The organism is Pseudomonas sp. Pse1, assembly GCF_024519635.1.
Classification (GTDB): Bacteria; Pseudomonadota; Gammaproteobacteria; order Pseudomonadales; family Pseudomonadaceae; genus Aquipseudomonas.
Genome location: NZ_JALJRO010000011.1, coordinates 66,105 through 82,126 on the forward strand (window position 1 = coordinate 66,105; position 16,022 = coordinate 82,126).

Annotated in this window: 13 protein-coding genes; 5 read left to right on the forward strand and 8 right to left on the reverse strand. The window is 61.5% G+C overall.

Annotated features, from left to right (window positions below; genetic code table 11):
* Positions 1–32: 32 nt before the first annotated feature.
* From NR126_RS17220 to NR126_RS17230, 3 genes are read right to left on the reverse strand one after another with little or no spacing between them, the layout of a single operon-like run.
* Positions 33–821, reverse strand: a complete 789-nt coding sequence (locus NR126_RS17220) for an ABC transporter permease (RefSeq protein WP_033865875.1) — start codon at positions 819–821, stop codon at positions 33–35.
* The gene (locus tag NR126_RS17225; RefSeq protein ID WP_027616121.1) at positions 818–1,735 is read right to left on the reverse strand and encodes an ABC transporter permease; all 918 of its coding nucleotides are present in this window, start codon (positions 1,733–1,735) and stop codon (positions 818–820) included. The genes NR126_RS17220 and NR126_RS17225 overlap by 4 nt, the downstream gene beginning before the upstream one ends.
* Positions 1,736–1,738: 3 nt before the next feature.
* Positions 1,739–2,827 carry an ABC transporter ATP-binding protein gene (locus tag NR126_RS17230; protein ID WP_027616122.1) on the reverse strand — a complete coding sequence of 363 codons (1,089 nt, stop codon included), beginning with the start codon at positions 2,825–2,827 and terminating at the stop codon, positions 1,739–1,741.
* A 140-nt stretch (positions 2,828–2,967) separates the two neighbouring features.
* Here NR126_RS17230 and NR126_RS17235 point away from each other — a divergent pair, with 140 nt between their 5' ends.
* The 3 genes from NR126_RS17235 (at position 2,968) to NR126_RS17245 (ending at position 6,276) form a co-directional block, all read left to right on the forward strand.
* The gene (locus NR126_RS17235; protein WP_027616123.1) at positions 2,968–3,657 is read left to right on the forward strand and encodes a GntR family transcriptional regulator; all 690 of its coding nucleotides are present in this window, start codon (positions 2,968–2,970) and stop codon (positions 3,655–3,657) included.
* Between the two features lie 143 nt (positions 3,658–3,800).
* On the forward strand, positions 3,801–5,915 hold the full coding sequence (locus NR126_RS17240; RefSeq protein WP_256830702.1) for a PAS domain-containing sensor histidine kinase: 2,115 nt from the start codon (positions 3,801–3,803) through the stop codon (positions 5,913–5,915).
* A gap of 121 nt (positions 5,916–6,036) precedes the next feature.
* The gene (locus NR126_RS17245; RefSeq protein ID WP_027616125.1) at positions 6,037–6,276 is read left to right on the forward strand and encodes a DUF465 domain-containing protein; all 240 of its coding nucleotides are present in this window, start codon (positions 6,037–6,039) and stop codon (positions 6,274–6,276) included.
* Positions 6,277–6,361: 85 nt separating this feature from the next.
* Here the strand turns inward: NR126_RS17245 and NR126_RS17250 are convergent, their stop codons facing one another.
* The 5 genes from NR126_RS17250 to NR126_RS17270 form a co-directional block, all read right to left on the reverse strand.
* Complete coding sequence (locus tag NR126_RS17250; RefSeq protein WP_256830703.1) at positions 6,362–7,459, reverse strand: SMP-30/gluconolactonase/LRE family protein; 1,098 nt, start codon at positions 7,457–7,459, stop codon at positions 6,362–6,364.
* A complete protein-coding gene (locus tag NR126_RS17255; protein ID WP_027616127.1) occupies positions 7,459–8,610 on the reverse strand; it encodes an SRPBCC family protein in 1,152 nt (383 codons plus the stop codon). Before NR126_RS17255 ends, NR126_RS17250 begins: the two co-directional genes overlap by 1 nt.
* A 102-nt stretch (positions 8,611–8,712) precedes the next feature.
* Positions 8,713–9,573 carry a LysR family transcriptional regulator gene (locus NR126_RS17260; protein ID WP_256830704.1) on the reverse strand — a complete coding sequence of 287 codons (861 nt, stop codon included), beginning with the start codon at positions 9,571–9,573 and terminating at the stop codon, positions 8,713–8,715.
* 125 nt (positions 9,574–9,698) lie between these two features.
* Positions 9,699–10,013, reverse strand: coding sequence for an SCP2 sterol-binding domain-containing protein (locus NR126_RS17265; RefSeq protein WP_027616129.1), 315 nt, complete (start codon positions 10,011–10,013; stop codon positions 9,699–9,701).
* Between the two features lie 51 nt (positions 10,014–10,064).
* Positions 10,065–10,775 (reverse strand): histidine phosphatase family protein, encoded by a 711-nt coding sequence (locus tag NR126_RS17270; protein ID WP_105754939.1) that lies wholly within the window; start codon positions 10,773–10,775, stop codon positions 10,065–10,067.
* Positions 10,776–10,982: 207 nt separating this feature from the next.
* Here NR126_RS17270 and sohB point away from each other — a divergent pair, with 207 nt between their 5' ends.
* Both sohB and NR126_RS17280 read left to right on the forward strand, forming a co-directional pair.
* Positions 10,983–12,005, forward strand: a complete 1,023-nt coding sequence (gene sohB, locus NR126_RS17275) for a protease SohB (RefSeq protein WP_105754938.1) — start codon at positions 10,983–10,985, stop codon at positions 12,003–12,005.
* A gap of 185 nt (positions 12,006–12,190) precedes the next feature.
* On the forward strand, positions 12,191–16,021 hold the full coding sequence (locus tag NR126_RS17280; protein WP_256830705.1) for a dermonecrotic toxin domain-containing protein: 3,831 nt from the start codon (positions 12,191–12,193) through the stop codon (positions 16,019–16,021).
* The last annotated feature ends 1 nt before the right edge of the window (position 16,022 follow it).

Consider the following 16,022-nt stretch of genomic DNA (forward strand, 5'->3'; position numbering starts at 1 on the left):
CACGCTCCAGAAGTACCGCGAAGGAAAAGGGCTCACTCAGTCTTGCCACGTTGTCCCAGCCAGAAGGCCAGCACCACCAGCACTATGGAAATCAGCAGCATCAGGGTCGAAATTGCGTTGATCTCCGGGGTAACCCCGGCCTTGATCGCCGAGAAGATGTACACCGGCAGGGTGGTGGAGCCGGGGCCGGCGACGAAGAAGGTCATGATGAAATCATCGAGGCTGACCACGAATGCCAGCACCGAACCGGACAGCACCGCCGGCCACAGCAACGGCAGGGTCACCCGGCGAAACACCTGCCAGGGGTTGGCGTACAGGTCGTTGGCCGCTTCCAGCAGGCTTTTGTCCAGGTCATTCAGGCGGGCGCGGATCGGCAGGTAGGCGAAGGGGATGCAGAAACCGATGTGGGCGATGATCACCGTGAACAACCCGAGCTTGATCCCCAGCGCCATGAACAGCAGCAGGGTGGCGACGGCGGTGACGATCTCCGGCAGGATCAGCGGCAGGTTGATTCCGCCCTCGACCATCTTCTGTCCGTAGAACGGCCGATAGGTCGCCAGGGCCGCTAGCAGGGCGATGGTGGTGGCGCAGACCGTGGCGATGCTGGCGACGATGATCGAGTTCAGCGCCGCCGTCTGGATCGACGGGTTGGCGATGATGCGTCCGTACCAGGCGAAGGAAAACTCGGTCCACACCGTGGCACTGCGGTTGGCGTTGAAGCTGTAGGCGATCAGCACGAAGATCGGCAGGTACAGGTAGGCCAGGATCAGCAGGCTGACTTCGCGGGTCAGCGGTAATTTCTTCAGGTGCAGGGCGATCATGCTTGCGCTCCCCGATTCAGTTTGTTGGCGGACTTGCGGCTGTACAGCGCGTAGAACACCAGGGACACCAGCAGGATGCCCAGCAGCAGGAACGACAGCGAACTGCCCAGCGGCCAATTGCGCGCGGTGCCGAACTGTTGCTGGATAAGATTGCCGATCATCAGGGTCTTGCCGCCGCCGAGGATCGCCGGGGTGATGAACGCGCCGAGGCTCGGCACAAATACCAGCAGGGCACCGGCAATCACACCTGGCATCGACAGCGGCAGGATCACTCGGCGCAAGGCCAGCCAGCGGTTGGCGCCCAGGTCATAGGCCGCTTCCACCAGGCGCCAGTCGAGTTTTTCCAGGGTCGAATAGATCGGCAGGATCATGAATGGCAGGAAGCTGTAGACCAGTCCGACACTGACCGCGAAATCGTTGTACAGCAGGGTAATGCCGCCGGCCTGGGGCAGCAGCGCGTTGAGGCTCTGGGCGACCCAGCCCTGCTCGCGCAGGATGATCAGCCAGGCGTAGTTGCGGATCAGCAGGTTGGTCCAGAACGGAATAGTGATCAGCAGCACCATCAGGTTGCGCCGCCGTGGGGTCAGGCTGCTCATCCACAGGGCCACCGGGAAGCCGAACAAAAAGCACAGCAGGGTGGTGCCACCGGCTTGGCCGATGGAGCGCAGCAACGCCTGGGCATAGACCCAGTTCAGCTCCAGGTCGCCGTCGAAACCTTCCTGGAAAAACAGCTGCACGTAGCTTTGCAATTGCCAGTCGGCCTGCCAGTCGACGCCACCGTAGACGTTGCGTGGCAACAGGCTGATATAACCCATGATCCCCAGCGGGATCGCAATCAGGCCCAGCAGGGTCAGGACCACCGGGCTGAGCAGCAGGGCCCGGCTGAGGGCGGGGGAAGTGCGACTGACGCTCATGGCTCAGGCCTCCATCAGCAGGCAGGCATGGGGCGGCAGGTGCACCGCGACTCCTTCACCGACGGCGCGGGGACGATTCAGGCCCTCGTTGTTTTCCCGCAGCATGACCTTGATGTCGTTGTTCAGCCGGCACTGATAAAGGGTGGCCGTGCCGACATACAACACCGCCTCGATGATCCCGCGCAGGTGATGGGGCTGTGTCGGGTCGACCAGTTGCGAGCGTTCCGGACGAAAGGCCAGTTGCACCGCCGGTGAGTCGAAGCCGAGCGGGTGGGTACAGGGGATTTCCACCGGCATGCCGCTGGGCAGGAACAGGCTATTGTTGTCCTGGCCGCGCTTGAGGCGACCGGGGAGGAAGTTGATGTCGCCGATGAACTGGGCGACAAACTGATGTTGCGGGCGTTCGTAGATATCGGTGGGGCTGCCGATCTGCAGGATTTTGCCGGCGGACATCACGGCGATCCGGTCGGAAAGGGTCAGGGCCTCTTCCTGGTCATGGGTGACAAAGATAAAGGTGATCCCGGCTTCCTTCTGCACACGCTTGAGTTCGACCTGCATTTCCTTACGCAGCTTGAGGTCCAGCGCCGACAGCGGTTCATCCAGCAACAGCACCTTGGGCTTGGGGGCCAGGGCGCGGGCCAGGGCCACCCGTTGTTGTTGACCACCGGACAGCTCGGAGGGCTTGCGCCGTGCCAGGTGCTGCATTTGCACCAGCGCCAGCATCTCGTCGACCCGTCGCGCCGCCGCCGTGCGATCAAGACCCTGCATCTCGAGGCCGAAGGCGATATTCTGCGCGACGCTCATATGGGGAAACAGCGCGTAGCTCTGGAACACCGTGTTGACCCGGCGCTGGAACGGCGGCAAGTGATTGACCGTTTCGCCATCCAGGCGGATCTCGCCATCGCTGACATGCTCGAAGCCGGCGATGGTGCGCAACAAGGTGGTTTTACCGCATCCGGAGGGGCCCAGCAGGGTGAAGAACTCGTTATCGGCGATGTCCACCGACACGTTGTCCAGGGCGGGCGCCTGGTCCGGGTCTTCGGAATAGCGTTTTGAGACGTTACGCACTTCGATGGCTGCTGGATGACCCATAATGGTGCATTCCTCTAATTATTGTATGCAAAATCTGGATGCAATTTAGAAATACCCCGTTTAATCTGCCCATGCAAGCGCCTTTTTCACGAGGGCGCTGAATGCCCGGGGCGGTTGTTTTTCGATGAAGGAGTTTTCCCATGGCCGACAAAAAGCTGGAAACCACGGTAGACCGTGTCTACCAAGGGGTTTACCTGGCGATCAGCAAGCACACCTTGCGTCCCGGAATGAAGCTGGGAGAGGCATCGTTGGCCGAGCTTTTCAATGTCAGTCGCACCTCGGTGCGGGCGGCACTCAAGCAGTTGGAGGCCGATGGCCTGGTCACGACCGAGCCCAATAAAGGTGCATCGGTGTCCCTGCCCAGTGATGAAGAAATCCGTTCACTATTCGAAACCCGGCGCCTGATCGAGATCGGCATCGTCAGCGAACTGTGCCGACGCCGCGACACTGCGGTGACCCGTGACCTGCGCGATCACTTGCTGCTGGAGCACGAGGCGGCGCATGCCGGCGACCACGAGCGGCTGATTCATTTGTTGGGTGAGTTCCACATCAAGCTGGCGCGCAGCCTGAACAATCCGGTGCTGCTCGACTGGTTCTGCAAACTGATCTCTCGAGCTTCGCTGTATGCCGTGGCGCTGGACGACGACAGTCACCAGACCTGCCGCGACGATGAACACCTGCGGCTGATTGAATACATCGAGGCGGGCAACCAGAGCGCGGCTATCGAATTGATCTGCATGCACCTGAACGGCATCGAGAAGGCGATTCTTGATGGCGCCGCCAGTTTGAAGAACGGCTACCACCCGCTCAAACATCTGATCGAGGTGTAGTCCGCTCGCCAGCCACTGTGACAATCGGCTGAAGTTGTATAACAATGAAACGATCAGCGTCGGCCGTGCTCAAAGCCTTGAGCGTGGGCCTGCCTGCGTCGAACTGTTGTTTAACTTTTGCGAAATGCGCACAGAGTCTATCGATGCAGTTTCTAACGCAAAGCCATGGATGTCGGGGTTGGAAAGGTGAAATGGCCGGACGCATTCGTGCGTTCGACTGGAGCCGTACCGAACTGGGGCCCTTCGATACCTGGAGCAAAAGCCTGCGCTGCAACGTGCAAATGTTGCTGGCGTCCCCCGTGCCGCTGGTCATGCTCTGGGGCAAGCCCGGCTACATGATCTACAACGACGCCTACTCGGTATTTGCCGGTGGCCGGCATCCGTACTTGCTGGGTACGCCGGTGGAGCTGGGCTGGCCGGAAATCGCCGAATTCAATCGCAATGTGGTCGACACCTGCCTGGCTGGCGGAACCCTGTCCTATCGCAACAAGGAACTGGAACTGTCGCGTAACGGCCAGCCCGAAGCGGTGTTCATGGACCTGTCCTACAGTCCGGTGGCCGATGACGACGGCCGCCCAGGCGGGGTTCTGGCGATTGTCGTGGAAACCACGGCGCACATGCTCTCCGAACGCCTGCGCGAGCAAGCGCAAGCGGCCTACCGTGCAGAAAACGAACGCGTGCGCCTGGCGCTGAACGCCGGGGCCTTGCTCGGTTCGTTCGTCTGGGACATCAAGGCCAACCTGTTGTCGGGCGATGAGCGTTTTGCCCGTACGTTTTGTTTTCCCGCCGAGCAGTCGCTGCAACACATGTCGCCAGACGCCGCCAGTGCGCGGATTCACCCCTACGACCTGCCTCAAGTCGAGCAGCAAGTGCAACAGGCGCTGAAAAATGGCGGGGCGTTCAATGCCGAGTACCGGATTCTCCGTCCCGATGGCAGCTACTCATGGGTGCTGGCCAGTGGTTGTTGCGAACTGAACGAGCAGGGCGAGGCGTTCCGGTTCCCCGGGGTGCTGATTGATATTCACGAGCGTAAGAGCGCCGAGGAGTCGTTGCTCAAGTTCACCCGCGACCTCGAACAACGGGTCGTCGCGGAAGTGGATGCACGACTGGCGGCTGAAGAACAGTTGCGCCAATCGCAGAAGCTCGAAGCCATTGGCGGGCTGACCGGTGGCGTGGCGCATGACTTCAACAACCTACTGCAGGTGATCGCCGGCAATCTGCACTTGCTGGCCCGTCATGAAAGTGAGAACCCGAATGTCCAGCGCCGAGTCGGCGCCGCGCTTGCGGCAGTGGAACGCGGCGCCATGCTGTCGGCGCAACTGCTCGCCTTCGCCCGGCGCCAACCCTTGTCACCCGCGGTGTTCGACACCCGGCAGATTTACCAGGGGTTGGGTGAAATGCTGCAGCGGGCACTGGGTGAAAACATCGACATCGATGTGCAGATGCCCGCCGATCCCTGGTCCGTCCATGTCGACCGCAATCAACTGGAAAACGCCTTGCTCAACCTGGCGATCAATGCCCGCGACGCGATGCATGGCGAGGGCACCATTACCATCAGTGGGAAAAACCTGACCCTTGATCGGCAGTTTTGCCTGGGCAAGGGCATCAGTGCCGGGGACTACGTGCAGCTGTCGGTGCACGATACCGGCGATGGCATGGACAGCGAGACCCTCAAGCAGGCGTTCGAACCCTTCTTCACCACCAAGGCCGATGGTCACGGCACGGGCCTGGGCCTGAGCATGGTGTTCGGTTTCGTCAAGCAGAGCGGCGGCCACATCGATATGACCAGCACCCCGGGCGAGGGCACAGTGGTGCGGATGTATTTCCCCCGCAGCATGCGTATCCAGACCCGTGAGCAACCGGTGCGCCGGGCGCAGCACGATGGCGGCCACGAGACTATTCTGGTGGTGGAGGATCATGAGGAAGTACGCGATACGACGGTCGAGTTCCTGCAGGCGGCGGGTTACCAGGTGCTGGTCGCCGCCAACGGTGACAGCGCCATGCAGGTGTTGCAGGACGGAACCAAAGTGGACCTGATATTTACCGACGTGGTGATGCCCGGACTGATCAAGAGCTCGGACCTGGCGGCCTGGGCCAAAGTCCAGGTGCCGCCGGTGGCGGTGCTGTTCACCTCCGGCCACACCCGGGACATCATTTCCCGCAACCATCAATTGAGTCCGGACACCCATTTGCTCAGCAAGCCTTACAGTCCGGATGCCTTGATGTCGATGATTCACCATGTCCTCGGTGGCGACTGACGGCCGTTTGCCATGCCGCTGGTCTGATTGACGGTCGACAGCCACCGCTGGACAAGGCCATTCTGCCAACTGGCGAGCACGCCAAAGGTGTTCGCCGCCGATCAACAAACGGAGGTGTTCCATGCCGGTGAAACATGACCTGTATGCAGACTTGAGCCATACCAGAGACGAGGTTCAGAAACTGCGTGCCAGCGATCCGCATTTGCATGCGCTGCTGGACAAGTATTCCAATATCGACACCCAGGTGCTCGACGCGGAAGCCGCCGCCAAGGCGGATGACCAACTGACCAGGCTCAAGACGGAACGCCTTTCGATCAAGGATAAAATCAGGGATAGGCTCAACGGAGCAGGCAAGGCCTGAGCCTCGCGCCGCTAGTGCTATAGCTTTTGTGGGAGCGAGCCTGCTCGCTCCCACAGGGTTCTCAGGCGCCCCCCATCCTACGTGCCTATTGCAGCGCTTTGCCCAGCGGCAATCGCGTCATGTGGCTGGCCTTCAACGAACCGAAATACAGCCAGTCGCCGTACTCACGCACGGTGGTGATCGGCGAGTAATTGCCACTGCCGGCATCCTGCAGATTGGCGATCACCTTGCCCTGCAGATCCACCCCCACCACAAAGGCCCGGCGCTCCGCGGGCTTGGGCAGGACCATCAAGGCCCGGACAATCATCTTGCGCACGAAGGGTTGCCCGGCAGTGGCGTCGAGCAAGGCATTGCGCGGCGTGTACAGCGCCACCCAGAAACGCTCATGGCCATTGAAACTGAGGTTGTCGGGCATGCCTGGCAGGTTGTCGATGAACACGTCATGGGTGCCAGCCATAGGCCCGCTCAACCAATAACGACTGATGCGATACGCCCCGGTTTCATTGACCAGCACGTAGCTGTCCTGCGGTCCAAGGGCGACGCCATTGGCGAACTGCAGGTGATCCAGCAGCACTTCGGTCTTGCCGGTTTGAAAGTCATAGCGCAGCAACCGGCCGTCGCCACCATGTTCGATGATCGCTTCGCCGTCATGGCCGTAGCCCCAGCGGCTGGAAGCGTCGCTGAAATAGGCGTAGTGACCGGTCTTGTCGATCACCACATCGTCGGTAAAACCGAACGGCAGGCTGTTGGCTTCTTTGGTCAGGACGATCAACTGACCTTGCGCATCGAGGGCCAGCAACCCCTTTTTCGCGTCGGCAATGATCAGCCGGCCGTCCGGGTGGCGAGCCAGGCCCAAGGGGCGTCCTCCGGTGTCGATCAACACCTTGCGCGACTGGCCATCGAGACTGCTGCGGATAATCTTGCCGTCATTGAGGCCGCTGATCAGGAAACCTTCCTCCAGCAACAGCGCTTCCGGCCCGTCGATATTGGTTGAGCCGACATGCTCCAGATCACGCAGCTTCTGGTTCTCGGCGTAGGTTCCGGTTTGCAGCGATGGCGCCGGCTCGGGTTTCCAGGCCACCGGTTGCACCTTGGTCGGCGCCAGTAGCAGGAACAGGCCGATCAACACGATCACCACCAGCAAAAAGCGACTGACGCTGATGCGACGGGGTTCACGGCGCATCAGGCGAGGACTCCGGCATTGATTGACTGGGGTAGCAGTGCCATGTCGCGCAGGGCCAGCATCGAAACTGCCGACTCACGCTCGATCCGCCGCTTGAGCAGTAACTGATTGACCAGGCGCATCCACAGGCTGCTGAAGCGATATTCCAGGGTGCGCACGAAGCGGGTGTCAGCGCTGTCGCCGGTGCATTCATAGGTCAATTGCAGTTCCAGTCCGTGATCGCCCTGGGCCCGGGCGCTCCAGCGGCGTCCCGGCAGGTACTCACTGACCTCCCAGCTCAAGTGTCCGGCACGGCCTCCGGCATGAATGTCTTCCTCGAATCGCGCCCCGGCATGCAAAGGCCCCGGAGGGCCGGCGACGCGCAGCGAGGACGGGTGCCACTCCGGCCAGCGGCTGACGGTACTGGCATAGGCCAGGACGGCAATGGGCTCGCGGGCAATGTCGATCTGATGCTGCAGACGGGTCATGGGCATTCTCGATGAGGGATGGGCGTGGTCCGGTTCGTCTTCCCAATACAGGGTGCCGAACAGGTAGTCGGCCAGTGGCAGAACGATATTAAAATTGCGCGCCTGCATCAATTCGCGCCGATGATGCAGTTCATGCAGGCGGCGCATCTGGCGGATCCACGGCATCTGGCTCAGGGGATGGTCGGCGGGCAGGTGTTCACAGGCGTGAAACACCTCGTAGATCAGGTAGCCGAGCACCAGGCAGCTGGCAAACAGCGCGGCGACGTTGCTATCGAGCTGTTTCAGCAGCCACCAGGCGGGCAGGGCGAACAGCAGAGTGTGCAGCACGATCAGCCAGGCTGGAAAGAGGATCACACGCCAGTCCCGTGCGCTGTCGTAAGCCATGTGTCCGGGAGCGAAGAAGCTGTGGTGATCGCCGGTGTGCCGTGCGTAGAACAGGCGGGCGAAGGCATGCTTGTGATGCCCAAGATGGCGGTGCACCCCGTAGACCGCGAAATTGAACAGCAGCAATGTCAGTGGAACCGTCAGCCATTGCGCCGCGCTGACCTGATCCAGGGAAGAGCAGAACAGGCCGATGGCGCCGATGCCGAAGATCAGCACAAACCCCGCATGCAGCCAGGGATTGTAGAAACGATGGATGTCCGCCCGGTAACGGCTGCGAAATGCCTGCGTGGTTTGCCTCACCGCGATCACCTGTTGTCGTTGTTATTGACAGCAGATTAGTCGCGGCCAATTTATCCGGCCAATGGATCTGCGTGATCGGCAGCTATTGAAGCGCTGAATGCGTTAAAACGGATCCCAGCGCTGCGACCAGTCGCAGTCAGCCCTGACCAGTGCACGCAGCAAATCGAACGCCTGCTGCAGCACCTGGGAGTCGCGATCGCGCGAGTACACGAGGAAGGTCGGGTAGCTGAATTCCGGGGCCTTGGGCACCCGTTCCAGCACGCCGCTGTCGAGATAGGACTGCACCACCCGGGTCCGAAAATAGCCGGTACCACCGTTTTGCAGAATGTATTGCAAGGCCAGCGGGCCGAGGTTGAAGGTCAGCGCGGCGCGGGCCTTGTCGGGCAAGGCGGCATCGTGCTGACGGCGAAAGTCGCTGCCCCAGTCGATGTACACGTAAGGCTCGGGTTGCGCGCGCAGGCGCACCTGGATCAGCTTTTCTTCCAACAGTTGCTCGACTTGCAGGCGCGGCCAGTATTCGGGTTGATACACCAGCGCCGCATCCAGTACGCCCACTTCCAACTGCTTGAGCAGGCTTTCGCCAGTGTCGATTTCGGTGCGCAGGGCATAGGTGGGAATTCGGGCGCGGATCTCCCGGGTCCAACTGAGCATCAGGGGATTGCACAAACTGGTTTCGCCGCCGATGTGCAGCACATTGCGGTAACCGTCCGGCAGCGGCAAATCGCGGCGCGCCGCTTCCCAGGCCTGGACCATGTGATTGGCGTAAACCACGAAGGCCTCGCCATCGGCGGTCAGGCGAGCACCGGCACGGTTGCGCACGAACAGGGTACTGGCCAGCTGGCTTTCGAGCTTTTGCACCCGCGCGGTGATGGCGGTCTGGGTGACATGCAGTTTTTCCGCGGCGGCGGCGAGGCTGCCACAACGGACGATTTCCAGGAAAGTGCGGGCGAGATCGATGTCCATGGGCCAATCGCTAACGTAAGGGGCATGCAGTGTAAGGCAAGGGGCGGGTCCTTGAACGACGAATCCCGCCAGGACGGCGGGATTCGTGTGCAGCCAACAGGGCCTCCAGGGGGGAAGCCGTGGTCTTAGGCCGGGAACAGCTCGGACAGTTTCATCGCCAGCATCATGTCGCCTTCAGCGCGCAGTTTGCCGCCCATGAAGGCTTGCATGCCGTCGGTTTCGCCGCTGACGATGCCTTGCAGGGTTTCAGCGTCCATGACCAGAGTCACCTGGGCGTCCGGGTTCTCGCCTTCTTTCAGCTCGCAGGTGCTGTCTTTAACGATCAGCGAAAAGTGCTTGTCGTCGTCGATACGGAAACCGAAGACCAGGTCCAGGCCGGCAGCAGCGGCTGGGTTGAACTTGGCTTTCATTGCTTGTACGGCGTCAGCTACGTTGGTCATGGTTCGATCCTTTTCTTGGGGTGTTACAGCAAGGGTCACAGTTATCCGGACTCAGCGGAAAGTGATGAGTTCCGGGGCCTTCAACAGTTGCAGGTGGGCATGACTGTTGAAGGAAGCCAGGGCCACCTCGCGACCCCGAAATTTCAGGTGGTTGAGCGAGGTGTTGACGATTTGCCAGTTCAGCTCGAAAGCCTGTTTGGCGGGCATTTGGGTGATCAGGTGGAGCAGGGCGGTGATGGTCCCGCCGGAGGTGAACACGGCGATCTTCTGGGTGTTGTCGGCCTGCTCGAGAATCCGTTGCAAACCGGCCTGTACCCGTTCGACAAAGCCCAGCCAGCTTTCCAGGCCCGGCGGATCATAGGTGCCGGCCAGCCAGCGCTCGATGATCAGGGCGAAGATGCGCTGGAACTCGCCACGGTTCTGCGCCGCGTTGCGCAGGATGTTCAGGGCTTCTGGCTCTTGCGGCAGCAGTTCGGGGAGCAGCGCCCGGATCACCGCGTCGGCATCGAATTCGTTGAACGCCGGATCGGTTTCCAGGACCGGCACCGGCAGGCCCACGGCGCCGAATTGGGCCAGGGCGCTGGTGGCGGTGTGTTGCTGGCGGCGCAGGTCGCCGGCCAGGCAGCGATCGAAGCTCAGGCCCAGTTCAGCCAGGTGGCTGCCGAGGACTTCTGCCTGGCGAACACCGGTCGGCGACAACACGTCGTAGTCGTCTGCACCAAAGGAGGCTTGGCCATGTCGTATCAGATAGATGCTGCCCACGTCCGCGTCGTCCCGGTACGTTGAAGGTTTGGCGAGGTTATGAGGATGGCGAAGAGCTGTCAATGAAAAAACATACGCTTGTTTGAAATGTAGGTTGGAGGCCGCTGACAGACTGTTTCCCGGCTGGCCGCAAGTCAAGCGCATGGGTATGCTGGGGACATCCCGCGCCCGTGTTTATCAGCGGCGCACCGTCGTTAAGGAGTCCATGTGGAGTTTTTGTCCGAGTACGCCAGTTTTCTCGCCAAGACCGTTACCCTGGTGATCGCCATCCTGGTGGTGCTGGTGAGTTTTGCCTCGTTGCGCAGCAAAGGTCGGCGCAAGGCCGCCGGTCAGTTGCAGGTCAGCAAGCTCAATGATTTCTACAAGGGGCTGCGCGAGCGTCTGGAGCAGACCTTGCTCGACAAGGATCAGCTCAAGGCCCTGCGCAAATCCGAAGCCAAGTCCGACAAGAAACAGAAGAAAAAGCCCGAGGCCAAGCCCCGGGTGTTCGTGCTGGACTTCGATGGCGACATCAAGGCCTCGGCCACCGAAAGCCTGCGTCACGAAATCACCGCACTGCTGACCCTGGCCACGCCCAAGGATGAAGTGGTGCTGCGCCTGGAAAGCGGCGGTGGCATGGTCCACAGCTACGGCCTGGCGTCCTCGCAGCTGGCGCGCATCCGCCAGGCCGGGGTGCCGCTGACGGTGTGCATCGACAAGGTCGCGGCCAGCGGTGGCTACATGATGGCTTGCATCGGCGAGAAGATCATCAGCGCGCCCTTTGCCGTGCTCGGTTCGATTGGGGTGGTGGCGCAGTTGCCCAACGTCAATCGCCTGCTGAAAAAACACGACATCGACTTCGAAGTGCTGACGGCCGGCGAATACAAACGCACCCTGACCGTGTTCGGTGAAAACACCGAGAAGGGCCGGGAAAAGTTCCAGGAAGACCTGGACGTCACCCATGAACTGTTCAAGAACTTCGTGGCGCGCTATCGCCCGCAACTGGCCATTGATGAAGTGGCCACCGGCGAAGTCTGGCTGGGTATCGCGGCGCTGGAAAAACAGCTGGTCGATGAGCTGAAAACCAGCGACGAATACCTCGCCGAGCGGGCCAAGGGCGCCGAGTTGTTCCACCTGCACTATGCCGAGCGCAAGAGCCTGCAGGAGCGGATCGGGCTGGCGGCCAGCGGCTCGGTGGATCGCCTGCTGCTGACCTGGTGGAGCCGACTGACGCAACAACGCTTCTGGTAAGTCCGCGATTGATTTCAAGCCCTGACACCTGCGTTCGCTAAGGTGCCAGGGCTTTTTTGTAAGCGCTGCTTTCTGACGCAAGGCGAGGTAATTTCAATACAGCGTGGCAGTGCTTTCCGGCGTAGCTCAGTGGGGCAATTGGCATAGGCTCAGTGCCTCAAGACCCACTGCAAAGGAATTGCACCATGAACACCCCGCAGCCACGCGAAGACTTCCAGGCGCTGGTCAGTACCGCGCTTCCCCAGACCCCCGCGCAATTTGCCAACCAACTCATTGAGCAGCGATGGGGCCAGGACATCGATCCGCAAAGTGCCTTGCTGGTCAACCTCCACTACGGCTATCACGGCCACCCCGCGATTGATGGCGTTGAACAAGGGCAAGTGGCAAGTTCCCTGAGCCTGACTCAGGTGGTATTGGACAATGACCAGACGATCGGCGACGGACGCTTTGGCGAAACCGCCTTCGGCCTCTATACGCCGCCGGCTATCGGCCCCGCCGTGCAGATCATCGACAAGGTCGATGAGTTTGCCTATGTCGGGGCTGGCAATCACGCCAGTTATGAGGGGATCTACCGCAAGACCACCCCGCAAACCTACGACCCGCAGACCCAACTGCCTATCACTCCCGCCGACTTCAAGGCGTGGGTCTGGCGCCTCGATCTGAAGGATCGGTTCAGTGCCTACGTCGATAAGGCCTGGCCCGCAGACGACACGATCATGGCCCCGCAAACCTATCCGCTGCGCACCTCGGTCAAGCTGGCCCTGGTCATGGCCGCATATCTGCAGCGTCAGGAGAACAGCCTCACGCAAGACGGGCTTGAACTGGCGCTGCAAGCCGCCGGTTTGCCTGCGGACCAGCAATGGGCGCAGCTAACACTCGAACAACTGGCGGCGCCGACTCGAAGCCAGGTCGAAGCCGCACGTCTTGCGATCTACCGCTACACCAGTCGCGATCTGTGGGTCTTTCGCCATGTCTCTGCCTCGACAATCCTGCTTTATGTGCCGGGCAACGCCTCACCGCTGCATGAGTTTGCCGATATCGCGGCCATGCGCCGCTGGATCGTCCAGCAGGCCGCCGACGACGATTGCAAGCAAGCCCTGGCCGCGAATTTTGCCGAGGACGACCGCGATGACGGCACCTTCCACGCCGGGGTGCTCACCGCCCTGGACGGCATGCGCCAATACCCGCGCCAACATCAACTGAAAAAGGGCCATGGTTTTTTCAACAACGATGGATATTGGGATCCGGCGGACTACATTCATCTGCAGACAGTTCCTGCGAGCTGCGATCCGTTCGCGCAACTGGTCCTGAGCATGAAGCAGGCCGCAGTTTTCAGCATTCAGACGATTCGCGACGACGCCCAGGTCAACCGCGATAACCTCAGTGCCCTGGTCGAGCCCGTTGTGCAATGGATCAATCGCTATGCGCCGTTGGCCCTGTTTGTCCCGGGCGGAGAAGGGCTGTTGGCGTTGGCTGGCCTGATCGATGCCGGGTACGGCCTGGACCAGGCCGTCAATGGTCGCGAGCCGGGTGATCAGGCGGCGGGGCTGACCCGCACGGTGTTCGGTCTGCTCAACGCTCTGCCGCTGTTGCGGGCGACGGCGGCACTGCATGGCGAGGGTGCGCTTGAGGCGGTGGCGGAGCACGCTGCCCCGACCGATGCCGTGGTGCCAGGTCCCGAACTCCCCGCCGAAACCCCTGCTGCCGTTGCGCCCCTCACCCGTGTGCAATTGTTGCGCGGGATTGGCGCGCCGGTCGCGACCTTGAGCGATGAGGTGCTGGCGCAAATCGCCCGCATCAGCCCGGTCGACGACGACATGCTGCGCCTGATGCAGGCTGGGCAACGCGCTCCGACCCCGCAATTGGCCGACACCCTGGAGCGTTTTCGGATCGACCAGGAGCTGGCCACCATGCCCGTCGGCCCGGCCCGCACCGATGCATTCAACGCACGCTACGCCGCGCAGCAACACAGCGACTCCAGATGGGTGAAGCTGTTCCAGAAGCAGTACCCGGGCTTGCCGAAAAACGCCATCGAACATGTGCTGGATCGTACGGGAGTCGACCTCGCCGCCAGCCCTTCAACCCAGGAGAGTCTGCGTTTGCTGGGTCAGCTGGATGGCAAGTTCAGCGAATACCAGCAACACGTGCGTCTGGGCCGTGCCTATGAGGGGCTCTACCTGCAATCGCTGGACAACCCGCAGACCCAGGTTCTGGCCCTGCATTCACTGACGCGCTTGCCCGGCTGGCCGCAGACCCTGAGCATCGAAGTGCTCGACGGTCCCCTCAGCGGACGAATCGTCGATCGCGTGGGCGCGCTCGAATCCACGGATGTGCGGCGCTTGATCAAGGTCGGCACTGGCTTCGGCGCGCAAGGCGCGAGCAATCTGTACCAGGCGCTTCACGATCTGCTGAGCCCGGCGCAACGCGAGGCCCTTGGACTCGATCCGCTGGCAGCGGTCGAGGACTTGCAGGAGAAAATTCGCCACCATGCATTGCCTCGTGCGCAACTCATCCATGGCCTGCAGCGCATGGACGGCGGGCTGACGTTCGAGGCGCTCGGGCTGCGGGGCGGCGGCTACCCGAACACCGCACAGGGGGCGACGTTATCGCGCAATGTGCAGCTGTTTCAGTTGCGATTGGTCTATCCCGGGCTGAACAGCCAGCAGGGTATCGAGCTGCTTGACGGCCTGGGCGCCAGGGCGATGGCGGAGCTGGCACGTCTGGAAACCCAGCTGTATCAACTGGATGCTGATCTCAGTCAGTGGGTCTATGGCGCTGTGTATGACGTGCAGGCCCTGGACGAGCTGTTTTTGCGTGAAGGGCAAGAGGATGCCCTGGGCATGGACGCCGCACAGATCGAGGAGGAGAACCTCGAGCGTCTCGAGCAGACGTTGTTTTTCGAGCGCCAGGTGAGAGTGGAGCTGGGGGCTGAGTTGATCAACTTCTGGCAGTACATGGGTGATGCCCGCCATCACGTGCTGGTCGACGGTCAGATGGTCGGTTACAAGCTGGACATGGACCTCGAGCGCTACCTGTCGCTGCCGGCACTGAACACGAAGTTTCCCAATGTTGTCGAGTTGTCGATGAAGGGGTTTGCCGTCAAGCGTGCAGGGGACCTGGACAGCTTTCTGGAATGTTTTCCCAATCTGCGTCGGTTGAACCTTGAGGGTGTCGACCTGCGCCGGATCAACCCCGAGGGCGTGCTAGAGGCGGGCGTTCCCCGTGGAATCTGGAACATGAGCCAGCTACGGGAGCTGAACCTCAAGTCGACCCGCCTGGCGCTGAACGAACAGGCCGCAGGTCGGCTGGCGGGGCTGGTACATTTGCATACGCTGGACCTGAGTGAGAACCCGTTGGCGGTGCCGCCGCTGGTGTCGGGGATGCAGGCGCTGCGGCGCCTCAACCTGCATGCCACGGGCATCCGCTATTGCCCGATCGGCATTGCCGAGCAGCCCACCCTGGAACTGCTCGACCTCAGCAACAACCAGATCAATCGCGTTCCGCCTGCCGTGTTGGCGCAGGCAGTGGCCAGGGACCGCGTGCAACTGTGGGGTAACCCGTTGACGGATGAGGACACGTTGCGGCGCATTGTCAGCCATCGGCAGCAGACCGGCTTGAACCTGTGGCTCGGCACCGCCGACGCCAGCGTCAGCCAGCCGCAGGTCTGGCTTGAGCGCTTGGCCGATGCGGACGTCGAACTCAGGCAGCAGATCTGGCAGCGGCTGCTGGCCAAGCCTCAGGGTGGACGTTTCCTGCGCCAGATCGAACCCCTCAGCCGTACCGCCGATTTCCGGGTGAATTACTCAGGGCTTCAGGCGCGGGTCTGGCACCTGTTGGAGGAGGTGGACGCGTCACAGGAGCTGTGGGAGCTGTTGAGCACTGAGGTGCTGCTGTCGGCGCTGGATGTACAAAACCCGTTCGTCAGCCTGACACGGCTGGAACACCGGATGCGCTTGTACATGGATTGGGTGAGGATGGGCAGGCCATTCCCGATAGGCGAGCTGCAATTGCAGTGAG

Bases quoted from the DNA above. Each gene is read 5' to 3' on its own strand.
- NR126_RS17220 (WP_033865875.1), bottom strand. From the start codon at position 821: ATGATCGCCCTGCACCTGAAGAAATTACCGCTGACCCGCGAAGTCAGC.
- NR126_RS17225 (WP_027616121.1), bottom strand. From the start codon at position 1,735: ATGAGCGTCAGTCGCACTTCCCCCGCCCTCAGCCGGGCCCTGCTGCTC.
- NR126_RS17230 (WP_027616122.1), bottom strand. From the start codon at position 2,827: ATGGGTCATCCAGCAGCCATCGAAGTGCGTAACGTCTCAAAACGCTAT.
- NR126_RS17235 (WP_027616123.1), top strand. From the start codon at position 2,968: ATGGCCGACAAAAAGCTGGAAACCACGGTAGACCGTGTCTACCAAGGG.
- NR126_RS17240 (WP_256830702.1), top strand. From the start codon at position 3,801: ATGCAGTTTCTAACGCAAAGCCATGGATGTCGGGGTTGGAAAGGTGAA.
- NR126_RS17245 (WP_027616125.1), top strand. From the start codon at position 6,037: ATGCCGGTGAAACATGACCTGTATGCAGACTTGAGCCATACCAGAGAC.
- NR126_RS17250 (WP_256830703.1), bottom strand. From the start codon at position 7,459: ATGCGCCGTGAACCCCGTCGCATCAGCGTCAGTCGCTTTTTGCTGGTG.
- NR126_RS17260 (WP_256830704.1), bottom strand. From the start codon at position 9,573: ATGGACATCGATCTCGCCCGCACTTTCCTGGAAATCGTCCGTTGTGGC.
- NR126_RS17265 (WP_027616129.1), bottom strand. From the start codon at position 10,013: ATGACCAACGTAGCTGACGCCGTACAAGCAATGAAAGCCAAGTTCAAC.
- NR126_RS17280 (WP_256830705.1), top strand. From the start codon at position 12,191: ATGAACACCCCGCAGCCACGCGAAGACTTCCAGGCGCTGGTCAGTACC.